The sequence below is a fragment of the Streptomyces sp. NPDC048411 genome, from assembly GCF_040704695.1.
In the GTDB taxonomy this organism is placed as follows: Bacteria; Actinomycetota; Actinomycetes; order Streptomycetales; family Streptomycetaceae; genus Streptomyces.
The window spans coordinates 1-12,679 of the sequence record NZ_JBEZKL010000176.1 but is presented as its reverse complement, the minus strand read 5'-3'; the positions used below and the strand labels follow the sequence as shown (position 1 = coordinate 12,679).

Annotated in this window: 13 protein-coding genes; 9 read left to right on the top strand and 4 right to left on the bottom strand. The window is 70.7% G+C overall.

Annotated features, from left to right (window positions below):
- The first annotated feature begins 614 nt into the window (after window positions 1–614).
- From AB0915_RS35295 to AB0915_RS35265, 7 genes are all read left to right on the top strand, one after another.
- On the top strand, window positions 615–1,850 hold the full coding sequence (locus tag AB0915_RS35295) for a cytochrome P450 (RefSeq protein ID WP_366694961.1): 1,236 nt from the start codon (window positions 615–617) through the stop codon (window positions 1,848–1,850).
- A 153-nt stretch (window positions 1,851–2,003) separates the two neighbouring features.
- Window positions 2,004–2,729 (top strand): adenosylcobinamide amidohydrolase, encoded by a 726-nt coding sequence (locus AB0915_RS35290; RefSeq protein WP_366694958.1) that lies wholly within the window; start codon window positions 2,004–2,006, stop codon window positions 2,727–2,729.
- Between the two features lie 41 nt (window positions 2,730–2,770).
- Window positions 2,771–3,667, top strand: coding sequence for an NAD(P)-dependent oxidoreductase (locus tag AB0915_RS35285; RefSeq protein ID WP_366694957.1), 897 nt, complete (start codon window positions 2,771–2,773; stop codon window positions 3,665–3,667).
- A gap of 915 nt (window positions 3,668–4,582) precedes the next feature.
- A complete protein-coding gene (locus AB0915_RS35280) occupies window positions 4,583–5,803 on the top strand; it encodes a PP2C family protein-serine/threonine phosphatase (RefSeq protein ID WP_366694956.1) in 1,221 nt (406 codons plus the stop codon).
- Window positions 5,804–5,929: 126 nt separating this feature from the next.
- The gene (locus tag AB0915_RS35275; protein ID WP_366694955.1) at window positions 5,930–6,271 is read left to right on the top strand and encodes a DUF6191 domain-containing protein; all 342 of its coding nucleotides are present in this window, start codon (window positions 5,930–5,932) and stop codon (window positions 6,269–6,271) included.
- A 197-nt stretch (window positions 6,272–6,468) separates the two neighbouring features.
- Complete coding sequence (locus tag AB0915_RS35270; protein ID WP_366694954.1) at window positions 6,469–7,212, top strand: class I SAM-dependent methyltransferase; 744 nt, start codon at window positions 6,469–6,471, stop codon at window positions 7,210–7,212.
- A 403-nt stretch (window positions 7,213–7,615) separates the two neighbouring features.
- Window positions 7,616–8,122: a DinB family protein gene (locus AB0915_RS35265; RefSeq protein ID WP_366694953.1), complete on the top strand. Its 507-nt coding sequence runs from the start codon at window positions 7,616–7,618 to the stop codon at window positions 8,120–8,122.
- 131 nt (window positions 8,123–8,253) lie between these two features.
- Here AB0915_RS35265 and AB0915_RS35260 read toward each other — a convergent pair whose 3' ends face one another.
- The 4 genes from AB0915_RS35260 to AB0915_RS35245 are packed head-to-tail and all read right to left on the bottom strand — an operon-like array spanning window position 8,254 to window position 11,340.
- Window positions 8,254–9,360 (bottom strand): bile acid:sodium symporter, encoded by a 1,107-nt coding sequence (locus tag AB0915_RS35260; protein ID WP_366694952.1) that lies wholly within the window; start codon window positions 9,358–9,360, stop codon window positions 8,254–8,256.
- A gap of 41 nt (window positions 9,361–9,401) precedes the next feature.
- Entirely contained in the window at window positions 9,402–10,097 is a 696-nt protein-coding gene (locus AB0915_RS35255; RefSeq protein WP_366694951.1) for a phosphatase PAP2 family protein, read from the bottom strand.
- Complete coding sequence (locus AB0915_RS35250; protein ID WP_366694950.1) at window positions 10,094–10,696, bottom strand: phosphatase PAP2 family protein; 603 nt, start codon at window positions 10,694–10,696, stop codon at window positions 10,094–10,096. Before AB0915_RS35250 ends, AB0915_RS35255 begins: the two co-directional genes overlap by 4 nt.
- On the bottom strand, window positions 10,696–11,340 hold the full coding sequence (locus AB0915_RS35245; RefSeq protein ID WP_366694960.1) for a DedA family protein: 645 nt from the start codon (window positions 11,338–11,340) through the stop codon (window positions 10,696–10,698). The genes AB0915_RS35250 and AB0915_RS35245 overlap by 1 nt, the downstream gene beginning before the upstream one ends.
- Window positions 11,341–11,609: 269 nt before the next feature.
- Here AB0915_RS35245 and AB0915_RS35240 point away from each other — a divergent pair, with 269 nt between their 5' ends.
- Both AB0915_RS35240 and AB0915_RS35235 read left to right on the top strand, forming a co-directional pair.
- Window positions 11,610–11,969, top strand: coding sequence for a BlaI/MecI/CopY family transcriptional regulator (locus AB0915_RS35240; RefSeq protein ID WP_366694959.1), 360 nt, complete (start codon window positions 11,610–11,612; stop codon window positions 11,967–11,969).
- A partial coding sequence (locus AB0915_RS35235; protein ID WP_366694949.1) for a M56 family metallopeptidase occupies window positions 11,966–12,679 on the top strand: 714 nt, incomplete at its 3' end. The genes AB0915_RS35240 and AB0915_RS35235, both read left to right, overlap by 4 nt.

The following is a 12,679-nucleotide window of genomic DNA, read 5'->3' as shown; positions in this document are numbered from 1 at the left end:
CACGCACGCTCGCCGCACGGCGCCGCAGGACAGGTGGCTCCGCCACATGACCTGCGACACCGCACGCCGATCGCACGCACCGACCACCGCTGCGCTCGCGCTTCGCGCGGACGACGGGGAACTCAGAACAGGCCCTAGCATCCGGGTCGGCAGCGTGCGATGCCGGAGGCGGGGAACAGCCCGGCGTTGGACCGTTCGAGTGAGATCGTGACGGCGTGGAGGCGTACGCGGGATTGCGGACGGGCGCCCCGGGCGGTCCGGCCGAACGGCGCGCCGGCCGCACCGGTCCCCGTGCCACGGGCGCGCCGCCGCCTCGGCAGGCGCGCGCGAATGCGCCCGTTTCTCGCGGTGTCAGGCATGCGGACCGCGCGTTGGAGGCCCGCGGGTGTTCGGTCTCGACGGACGGTTCGAGGAACTGGTCCGTATGGAGCTCGCCATGCCCGCGCGGTCCCGCCGACCTGCTACCACCCCACCGCGCTCACGCACTTCGTGTTCATCCCGTCCGCCGTAGGATCTGCATCCTGCCCCGGCCGCCGCCGGTCCGGAGCCGACGACCGTACAGGAGAGGCCCGTTGAACACCCCGCCGATAAGTGATCAGGCCGCCGCGCACCGCATGGACCCGGCCGGAGGGTGCCCGCACGCCGACAACGCGCGGCTGCTCGCCCGGGGCGCCGTGGCGTTCGTCGTGCTCCCCGGGGAGGTGCCGGGGATGGCGGTGCTCGGGCACGACGCCCTCAAGGAGTTCCTCGCCCACCCCGATGTCGCCAAGGGCGCAGCCCACTTCGCCGCGCTGGCCGAAGGACTGATCCCCGACGGCTGGCCACTGCGGACCTTCGCCACTGTGCAGGGCATGACCACCGCCGACGACGAGGACCACCGGCGGCTGCGCTCGCTGGTCAGCAAGGCGTTCACCGCACGGCGGGTGGAACAGCTCCGGCCGCGCATCGAAGCCCTCACCGCCGAACTGCTCGACCGTGTCGACGTCATGGCCGCCGAGGGGGACGGGACGGTGGACCTGCGCGCGGGGTTCGCGCTGCCGCTGCCGCTGGGGGTCATCTGCGAGCTCCTCGGGGTGGACGAGCGGCACCAGGACCGACTGCACCATCTGTCGAACCAGATCGTCTCCACCGACATCGGACCCGCGGAGGCCATGGCCGCCAACCGGGAGCTGGTGGAACTGCTGAGCACCGTTGCCGCCGCCCGGGCCGAGCGGCCGGGCGACGACCTGATCAGCGCGCTGATCTCGGCCCGCGACGAGGGCGGTGACCGGCTCAGCCAGCAGGAACTCATCGGCACCCTGCTGCTGATGATCATCGCCGGTCACGAGACCACGCTGAACCTGATCGCCAACGCCGTGCGCGCCCTGTGCACCCACCGGGACCAGCTCGGCCTGGTCACCTCGGGCCGGGCGGGGTGGCCGGACGTGGTGGAGGAGACACTGCGCTGGGACAGCCCGGTCAGCTACTTCCCGTTCCGCTACCCGACCCGTGACCTGACCCTCGACGGGACCGTCATCCCGAAGGGCACCCCCGTACTCGCCGGATACTCGGCCGCAGGACGCGACACCGCGGCGCACGGCCCGGACGCCGACCGCTTCGACGTCACTCGGCCGGCCAGGATCTCGGCGGCGCGTCACCTCTCCCTCGGGCACGGTCCGCACTACTGCCTGGGAGCGCCGCTCGCCCGGATGGAGGCGACGATCGCGCTGGAACAGTTGTTCCGCCGCTTTCCGGCACTTGACGTCACCGTCCCCGACACGGAGCTGCCCCGCCACGCCAGCTTCGTCGGCAACGGCGTGCGAACCCTGCGGGTGCGGCTCCGGCCCGACACGGATTGCGCCGCGGGCTGAGGCCCGGCACCGCATCGCACGGCACACCACAGTGGCCCGGCAGCCGAACTGCCGGGCCACTGCCACGTCCGTGGTCGGCGCGGTCGTGGCGATGCTCACCGGCCGCATTCCGCCGAGCTTCATCCGCACGGAGCGGTGCCGCCCCTGCCGCATATGATCGGCAGACCGTTTCCGACCGTCGTCCTGCTGTGCCATCGGGGGTGCACCATCCGTTCCGTACGCGTCCGCCCACCCGGACAACGGGGCGAGCTGCTGACCCGGCAGGAGGACGGTCTCGCCCTGCACCACATCGTCTGGCGACTCGGACCCGGCTGGCGGGTGTGCAGCAGCGCCGTACTCGGTGGCGGCATCGGGATGCGCGAGTGGATTCTCAACGCCCAGGTACCCGGCGGTTATCCGCGCCTCGACCCCGACCGGCACCTCGCCGAGATCGCCGCCGCCGAAGCGCTCACCGGTCCCGGCGCCGGACTGATGACCGCGGCCGATGTCACCGCGTACACCGTCGCCGACGACGAGGGCGTGACCGCCACCGCCACCAGCGGTCTGGGTGTACGGGGCTGGGCCGCCGACCCGGCCGCGGGGCACGCCGGGCCGCCGCCGCCGGGCACGGTGAATATCGTCGTGACCGTCCCCGTGGCGCTTTCCGACGCCGCTCTGGTCAATGCCGTCGCGACCGCCACCGAGGCGAAGGTCCAGGCGCTCCTGGACGCCGGACTCGACTGCTCCGGCACCCCCACCGATGCGGTGTGCATCGCCTCACCGGAGCCTGCACCCGGCGCGGCCGGGGAACCGTTCGCGGGCCCGCGCTCGACGTGGGGATCACGACTCGCCCGAGCCGTGCACACCGCCGTACGGGAGGGCGCGCTGCGGCACCCTTGACCTCGAACCGCCCATGCGCCGACGAAGGGACCCTTGCTCTCATGACGTCCACCCCTGCCAACGCCATCCCCGAGCGGCCGACCGTGGCCGTCCTCGGCACCGGGATCATGGGATCCGGGATGGCCCGGAGCCTGCTCCGCGCCGGACTCGACGTCCGCGCCTGGAACCGTACGCAGGCCAAGGCGGCCCCCCTCGCCGCCGACGGCGCCACGGTCACCGAAACGGCGGAGGAGGCCGTACGCGGCGCCGACGTCATCCTGACGATGCTGAACGACGGACTCTCTGTGGCCGCCGCGCTCACCGCCGCGGCGCCCGGAGTGCAACGCGGCCAGGTCCTGCTGCAGAGCTCCACCGTCGGGATCGACGCCACCGCCGAACTCGCCCAGAGGGCGGCGGACTTGGGGCTCATCTATCTCGACTCCCCGGTCGCGGGTACCAAGCAGCCCGCAGAACAGGGTGCGTTGACGGTCTTCGTCTCCGGCCCGTCCGCCGTCCGCCCGTCGGTGAACCCTGTGCTGAACGCAATCGGACAGCGCACGGTCTGGGTCGGCGAAACACCGGGCGCCGCCTCGCGGCTGAAGCTCGTGGTCAACACCTGGGTGATCAACATGGTGAGCAGCATCGCCGAGTGCCTGAACCTCGCGGAGGGGCTGGGCATCGACCCGCAGTCGTTCCTCGACGTGATGAAGGGCGGCCCGCTGGATTCCGCGTATCTCCAGGGCAAGTCCACCGCGGTCCTCTCCGGCGACCTCACCCCGAGCTTCACCCTGTCCACCGCGCTCAAGGACACCCGCCTCATCCTTGCGGCCGCCGAACAGACCGGGGTGACGCTGGATCTCGTCGCCGCGTCGGCGAACCGGTTCACGCGTGCGGAGGAGGCGGGACACGGCGGCGAGGACATGATCGCCACCTACTACGCGGGCCGCCCCGCGGAGTAAGGACGACGACTGACCGTCCCCGGTCGCGACGGGCGCCCTGGCCACGCGCTCCGTGGCCCCGGCGCCCGCCAGGCGCATGGTGCGCGAGGCGATCCTCCTTCGGGGCGACCTTCCCCGCATCCTCGATCCACGGAAGTTCGCCCGCGTAGCCGGTCATGTCCGGGGCGTCTGCCCCGGCCGTCCGCGCTCTGTGCGCCGTCATCTCGTCACGCTCCCCTGGTCGTAGGCCATGAGGTGTATGCGCCTGCCCCCGGCAAGGGCGCCCATGCGTGAAAGAGCGAGCCGATCCGGCCAATCGGCGTGAATGGCCGGGAATGTTCGTGATCCGGCGTCACAACCGTGCAGGTGAGAGGAGCGGGAGAGGAAAGAACCGCCCCACCGGTACGGGGGAGCCCGGTGGGACGGTCACTATTCAGACTGCCACACGAGTCGGCCGAATGTGGCGCGACCGGTCCGTATCGATGGACTGTTGAGTCGAAACCGATTCCGGACCGGGCAGCGGGGTGGGTCGGTGGCGCGGGTGTCCCACGACGGTGTGGGTGACGGCAGGGGAGTGTGAACACTCCGGCACCCCGGGAATACGTGCATGCCGAATGAACTTTTCGTTGCTGTAGCCCACGGTGGCGGTGCCGACAGCCGATGCCATGAACCGGAGCGAGGGAGCTCATGCCCAAGGCGTACGTATTCACCCGCAACGGCGGACCTGCGGACACTGTCGGGTGACGGAGTTCCTGCGGCTGAAGTCGCGGGACCTTCGGCCCGGGACTTCCGGACCGGACACCACCGGCAGGCGCCGACCGAGGACCTTCGGCCCGGCCTCTGAGGCCGTTAGCCCCGTGTCCCGTTCTTCCGATTCCAGGTGCACTGGATGGGAATGCCGGGAACGGGCCGGCGCCAACACGAGGAGGCAATGCCGTGACGATCGGGCACGAGCGCGCGGCGGTCGAGCGGAGTGCGGCGGTGCCGGGCACCGATGCGGGGGAGGCTGCGGTCTTCGCTCCCCGGGTCGGGGACGGCATGCTGTTCGGCGGGCTGTTTCTGCTGACCGCCGTGGTCCTGATCCTCGACGTGCGTACCGGTGAGGATCTGCGGGTCGTGCCGCTGCTCGTCGTCGTGCCCGCCCTCGTCTCGGTCTTCGGCACCATGCGGCAGACGGTGTACACCGCCGCCTGGATCATGGCGGTGGTCGTCACCTCCCGGCTGGTGTCCGGAGGAACGTTCTGGGACCTCTTCGTCGGCGTCGGTTTCACGGTCCTGGCCTGTGTCCTGGGAGTCGGCGCCTGTGCGCTGCGGATCCGCCATGCCATCGAGATCGCCCGGCTGCGCTCCGCGGCCGTCGCACTTCAGCGGCAGATCCTGCGCCCGCTGCCCATCCTGACCGACCAGGTCGTCGCCCACGGGGTCTACGCACCGATCGAGGAGGACCGACTGGTCGGCGGCGACATCTACGAGGTCGTCGAATCACCGTACGGAACCCGGGTGATCATCGGCGATGTGCAGGGCAAGGGGATCGCCGCGATCGGTGCGGGGTTCGCCGCGCTCGGCGCGTTCCGGGAAGCGGCCATCCGCGAGCCCACGCTGACCGGAGTGGTGGACGCCCTGGAGGACGCGGTCGCCCGCCACAACGCCTTCTCCGCCCAGACCGGCGAGATCGAACGCTTTGTCACAGCCCTGGTCCTCGGCTTCGAGGGCGAGGAGCACGTGGAGGCTGTCAATTGCGGTCATCTGCCGCCCCACCTGCTGTACGACGGCGCGGCAGCCGCGGTCCCGCTCCGCCTCACCTCCGTACCGCTGGGCATGGCGGAACTCAGCAGCGAGGCACGCGGCGCGGAGCGGTTCGACGTCCCGGCCGGTGCGACGCTTCTGGCATTCACCGACGGGGTGACCGAGGCCCGCGATGCCTCCGGCGCCTTCTACCCGCTGGACGCCCGGCTCGGCCGCCTGGCCGGGTACGAACCGAGTGAGCTGCTGGACGCGCTCCATGCGGACCTGGACGCCTTCTCCGGCGGCGTACGGCGCGATGACATCGCGATGCTCGCCCTGTGCAAGGCATCGACCGGCAACCGTCGCCGACAGCCCGGGGTGATGTCCGGTCGGGGTGCCCGGAGGGCCGCACAGACCTTCAGCGAGCGGTGACCGAGAGGCGAGACCCGATCTCCAAGTGTCCCGGCAAGACTCATGTCGCGCCGGGACATTTTGTAGGTGTACGGTGCAGTGCTCCGCAGCAATGCGTACGCCCGGTGCTTCGGCGATACTGGCCCGATGGAATTCGTCGCGCTGATGACGCTGCCCGGACTGGTGATCGGGCTGACTCTGGTCGCGTTCGTCGACCAGCTGATGCTGCGCGCCGGGCGGGCGGGGGTGCTGCCGTGGCGCAATGGCGCGCGCCAGGGCCAGGTGTCGGCTACCGGATTCGAGCAGCTGCACGCGACCTTCTCGCCGGGCAAGCAGAGCGAACTCAAGGAGCGCCAGAGCGCCCTGCTGCTCCGTGACGACGAGGAGGACGGCGCCCCGCCGAACCGCTCCACCATCGACCTCGACGGCGGCCGCGCCGTCATCCGTCTCGCAGTGGCCACCCCCTCGCAGGGCCCCGGAACGCTCTGAAGGCTGTAAGGGTGTGACCGTTGGGGCGCCGTTGGGGCACGGGCGCGGGTGATCTCAGCGAATGATCCGACGTGGAGTGGACAACCTGGCAACGCGGTTGGCGATCTCGACGCTCAACTAGTTGTTTGCCGGGCCGTACACCGACGATGCCACAAAATCACTGGACATCGCAGAGGCCGGCGACGATCGTTGGCGGCATGCAGCAGGAGGAGATCTGGGACGGCGATGCTGCCCAGCGCTATGACACGCCCGGCACAGGCATGTTCGCGCCCGAGCTCTTGGGGCCGACCGTGGACCGCCTCGCTGAGCTCGCAGGCGGCGGAGCAGCGCTTGAGTTCGCCATCGGGACCGGCCGGGTGGCCGTACCGCTCGCCGAGCGAGGAGTCCCTGTCACAGGAATCGAGTTGTCGCTTCCGATGGTCAATCAACTGCGAACCAAGGCGGACGAGGCGACGATCCCCGTGATCGTCGGTGACATGGCGACTTCCGTGGCCCCGGGGAAGTACACGCTTGCCTACCTCGTCTACAACACCATTTCCAATCTGCTCACCCAAGCCGATCAGGTCGAGTGCTTCCGCAACGCCGCCCGCCACCTCACACCCGGTGGCCGGTTCGTGATCGAGCTCTGGGTGCCCGAGCTGCGCAAGCTCCCACCGGGCCAGACGGCCACGGTCTGGCATTCCGAGCCCGGTTACATCGGTTTGGACACCTACGACGTTCTGCACCAGCACGTCGTATCACACCACTTCTCATTCGACGAGACGAAGCAGGCTCGGCTGTTCCGCAGCCCGCACCGCTATATCTGGCCGGCCGAACTTGATCTCATGGCTCAGCTGGCCGGATTCGAGCTGGAGGCCAGGCACGCAGACTGGGCCGGCGCCGAATTCACTGCCGAGTCGCGTTCTCACGTCTCCGTCTACCGAATCCCGCCGAACCAGTAACTTCGCACGATCCGGTTTGGCGGCGCGCCGGGTACCCGAGCACCATCCCGGGCACGACAGCGCGGTCCCACCGGTACGGCCGGCTCACCGACGGCAGGCCGTCCTGGGCGAGGACTGGCGTGATGTGTGGGCCCCTCCACCGGGAGGAGTCCGGCTGATCGGACAGGCCCGGCCCCTCGCGGAAGAATCCCGGACCACCCCTGTACACGGCGGTACCGATTCGGAGATCCTTTGTAGCCGTGACCGACATGACGAACGATTCCGCGTGGCCCAGGGGCACGGACGCGATGTGCAAGGAGTTGTCCGCCCGCGGCGTGACACTGCTGAACGGCCCGATGGACCGACCGTGGGGAATACGCACTGAGAGCTTTCGTGACCCCGGTCACATGTGGGAGATCGCCCAGTGACCGCGGCGCCGGATACGGAGATCCGGACGCTCCTGGCCTTCCTGAACGGACAGCGCCGCCATGTGCTGGGGATCCTCGACGGGCTTGACGCCGATGCGCTGAACAAGCCCGTGCTGCCGTCCGGGTGGAGCTGCCTGGGACTTGTTCAGCACCTGGCACTCGATGTTGAGCGGTTCTGGTTCCGAGCCGTCTTCGTCGGCGACGAGAACGTCATCGACACTCTGGATGACATGGAGGACGCCTGGCAGGTGGCGTCCGACACTCCGGCCGCCGACATCCTCCATCAGTACCGCATGGAGACAGAACTCGCAGACGCCGTCATCACAGCCGCGACGGCGAACGCCCCGTTGGCCTGGTGGCCCCACCACCTCTTCGGCGAACCGCACCTGCACACTCTTCGAGACGTCCTGCTCCATGTCATCACCGAGACCGCCTGCCATGCCGGCCACCTCGACGCAGCACGAGAACTCATCGACGGACAACGTTGGCTGGTCCTGACATAGGTGGAGGGCCTGACACAAAAGTCGGCCACCCCCTCACCACCCGGGACCCGAGAGGCGTAGGGAGACCTACGGGACAGCCTCCCAGGGTTGTCCCGTCATCCTGACGGGCGCACGGGATGACGGGACAGCCCTTACGCTTCGGACGCGGCGGCCCTGCGGCGCAGCATCGAGTCGGCCAGACCGGCACCGCATTTCTGGAGCAGGCTGTACGCGAGGACCGGCAGCAGCACGTGGGGGCTGCCGGACAGGTTCGTCGCCGCCAGCACCGCACCGGCGCTGCTGTTGTTCATTCCGCAGGTGAGCGTGATCGCCACGGTGTCGGCCGGGTCAGCCCGTACCGTACGGGCAAGACACCAGCCGATCGCGAACGACGCCGCACACAGCACAGCCGCCACGACCACCGACGCCACCAGCAGCGCGGGCCGTGGGTTCAGCAGGAACCCGCCCAGTGCGCCCGACGCATTGCTGTAGGTGAGCAGCAGCGCGTCGACCAGCCCGAGCAGCCCGATCCACGGCAGATGCCGGGCGAGCGCCCCGGCGGGCAGCACCTGCTGGACGAGGAGCCCGGCGACACACGGCGCGATCACGCTGATCACTGCGAACGCCCCGCCGTTCACTGCGGCCAGCCTCGACAGGTCCTGTGCGTAGTGGCCGACCGTCACCATCGAGGCGGCCGAGAGCGTCAGCGGGATGGTGAACGGGCTCAGGAGCGTGGAGGTCAGGACGATGCCGACGATCAGCGACTGGTTGCCGCCCGCCCGGCTTCCCCAGACCGTGGCGCCGCCCGCAACCGGCATGGCGCCCACCAGGGCGAGTCCCGTGAGGAGACCGCTGCAGCCGTCCGTGTCGGGGAGCTGCCCGAGCGCCACCGACATGCACGGCAGCAGTGTGAGCGGGATCAGCGTATTGGCGAAGGTTCCGACCAGCAGCGGCAGAGGTCGGCGAAGGAGTCGTGGCAGGTCCCGGGCGGGCACCCGTAATGCCGCGGTGAAGAGCAGCCAGGCGAGGAGGAGCGACGGCAGCGTGAGCGGCGTACGGGCCCCGCCGGGTGCGGACACGGCGCCTAGATCCAGCTGCCGCATGGCGAGACCGGCTTGCGGTAACAGGGCCGCGGCGGCGTAGGCGGCCACTATCGCCCAGGTCAGCCGGTGCTGAAGGAGCGCGAGTGCACGCGTGACGGCGGGCGGACGCTTGACGTGGTGGGTTCGGACGAGGGGCACGACCGGCGGACGGGGCATCGCACTGGACCTCTGCAGAGGGGGGGACCGGGACCGGAAGGTCACCTGCGGTGTGCGGGCAGCGCCGTCCGTATCAGCGCGGCCCCGAGCCCCAGCCAGAACGCGGCGAACAGCCAGCCGGCCACCACATCGGTCACCCAGTGCACCCCGAGCAGAACCCGGCTCAGCCCGACGGCCGCGGCCCAGCAACCGATCAGGACGGCGGCGACGCGGCCGGCCCTGCTCCCGGACGCCCGGTGGCCGATCGCCGCCACCAGGAGTCCCGCCATGAGCGCGGACGTCGTCGCGTGCCCGGACGGGAAGGCGAAACCGGAGGCGTGCGTCGCCCAGTCGCCCACCGGCGGACGGGGCCGGCTGATCGCTTCCATCAGCCCGTAGCGCAGTGCCTGCCCCAGCAGCAGGAAGGCCAGGGCGCCTGCCGCGTACCCCAGACGCTGCCGAAGGTTCCGGCCCGCGATCAGTCCGGCGGCCACCGCGGCAGCGTACGGGAACACGCCCGTACCCGTCGCCGTGACCGCCCTGGCCGCCGTGACCAAGGGGGAGGGCCGATGGTGCAGGGACCATGCGTGCACACCCCGATCGACGGGCAGCACGGCCCCGTGGCGGGCCGTCAGGACCACCACGGTCAGGCCGAGGAGACCGACGAACCCGATCAGTACGGCCCCGAGCGCCGTACGGATACAGGGGTCGATCGGGCCCGCGACGGACCGGTGCCCGGCCTCCGCGCCCTTGGTCACCGCGCCGTCACCAGTGGGCGCAGCCTGGTCTCGCGCAGCCGCACCACGATCGGGGCGCAGCGCCGGGCGGCGACGGTCAGCGGCCAGGCCACGAGCGCGCCGGTGACCAGCCCGATGAGCACGTCGTGCGGATAGTGCACACCGATCCAGACCCGGGACGCGGCCATCAGCAGCGCCGCAGGGACGGCGATGGCGCCGAGCCGGCGGTCGGTCAGCAAAATCGCGACCGCCGCGGCTGCGGCGATGGCGGCGTGATTACTGGGGAAGGACCAGTCGCCGAGCGGAGGGCACGCTTCCACCGTGACCGCATGCAGGGTCTGGCAGGGCCGCTGTTCATGGACGGCCATCTTCAGCAGGTCGTTTGCCACATAGGCGGCCACCACGACCAGGGGCGCACAGAGTGCCATCGCCAGGCGGGCGGGGGTGTCGGAGCGGGCCCGCCACCAGGCCGCGAGCATCAGCAGCGCGAAGAGCGCGAGACCGAAGTCGGACCAGAGCCGGATCGTGGAGTCCAGAGCGGCGGGGGAGCGCTGGGCGAGCTCGGTGATCCAGGTGTAGAGGCCACCGTCGAGGGAGGTGGCGGCAGAGGCGAGCAGCATCAGCTGTGGTCTCCTTCAGCGGTGCGGCGGCCGCGCGAGCGCATCAGCTCGGTGGCGAGCGGGATCAGGGAAACAATGACCACGACGGCGACGATCGGCAGCAGATAGCGGTCGACATTGGGTACCGACGACCCCAGCCCGTAGCCGGCGAGCACCAGTGCGACGGTCCACACCAGTCCGCCGACGATCTGCCAGATCGTGAAGAGCCGGGCCGGTACGTTGAGGGCCCCGGCCAGCGGGTTGAGTACCGTGCGCACCACAGGGACGAAGCGCGCCAGTACGATCGCGCGCGCGTGTCCGTACTTTTCGAGAAGTTCCTCGGCGCGGGCGGCTCCCGCATGCAGTTGCTTGGCCCGGCTCCGGGCCAGCAGGGCGCGACCGCCGCGGCGCCCGATCCAGTACCCGGCCTGGGCACCGAGGAGTGCGCCGACCACGGAAGCGATGAGCACCTGTGACAGGGAGAGGTGGACCGCGCCGTGATTACCGGGCACGCTCAGCAGCCCCGCCGTGAAGAGCAGGGAGTCGCCGGGGAGGAAGAATCCGACGAGCAGCCCCGTCTCCGCGAACAGCACGACCGCGATGCCGAGCGCGCCGAACGTGGCGAGCAGCGACCCTGCGTCCAACAGGTTCACCGCCTGCGGCATGGCTGCCAGTGAGGATACGGACACGGCGGAAGCCCTCCCATAATGGTGACTGGGCGCACCGACGGGACGCCCGACTGACTACAGTGCTGTAGACGGTCTACGTCACTGTAGACGCTCGGAGCAGGAGGAGGGTTCCCATGTCCCAGGTGCAGGGGATATCGAGCGAGGATCCGGACCCTCGCGCGGACGGCATGCCGACCTCTGGGCCGGGCAGCGAGTCGGCCCAGGCTTCCGCTTCGGTGCCCGGGCAGGCACCGGAGCCCTCCTCGGTGCCGGAACGGCGACCGGCCGGCGAGCTGGAATCCACCGTTCTCGCGGCTCTGTGGACGGCTGACATCCCGCTCACCCCTGGTCAGGTGCAGGGCGCCCTCGGCGCGCCCCTCGCCCGCACCACCGTCACCACGATCCTGACCCGGCTGTACGAGAAGGGCACGGTCACCCGTACCCGCGCCGGGCGCGGCTTCGCCTACAGCCCCACCGAGGATGCGCCCGGCCTCACCGCCCGCCGGATGCACAGCGAACTGCAGAAGGAAGAGGACCGCAGCACCGTGCTGGCCCGATTCGTCTCGCAGCTCACCGACGAGGACGAGCAGCTGCTCCGAGAGCTGCTCGACGGAGACGCCCCATGATGTACGCCGTATGGGTTCCACTGCTCATGCCGTTCGTCGCGGTTCCCGCCGCCCGCCGTCTGGCGGACGCCCTGGCGCCCCTGCGTGCCGTTCGGCTGCTCGCCTCGACGGCCGTGGGTCTCGCCTTGTGCAGCACGCTCGCGCTGGTGCTGCTGGTGGTGCCCGGCGCGACCCAGCTGTCCGCGGTCGCCGCGGTCGGTGAACTCGTCAAGCCGCTCGCCTCCGCGCCCGCCGCCGTGGCCGTCCCGCTCGCCCTTGCCGCCCTGGCCCTGCTGGCCGGCTGCACCGCCGCGGTGGTCCGTACCGCCCGCCGCCACTGGGTGGAGCTGCAGTGCGCCAGGCAGTCGGCCGAATGCTCCACTGGTGAACTGGCCGTCCTGCGCGACAGCCGCCCCGACGCCTATGCGCTGCCTGCATTCCCGGGCAGCCCCGGCCGGATCGTCGTCACCACCGGCATGCTGCGCGCCCTGAACCCCGCCGAACGGGACGCTCTGCTCGCGCACGAGCGTGCCCATCTCGCGGGCCGCCACCACCTTTACCTCGCTGCTACCGAGCTCGCCGCCCTCTGCCATCCCGCTCTGCGCTCGCTGCGCGCGCCCATGGGATACGCCCTGGAGCGCTGCGCCGACGAGGCGGCGGCCGTCGCTGTCGGCGACCGGCGGGTCGCCGCGCGCGCGATCGGCGGCGCGGCGCGCGCCGCGCGGGCGGCG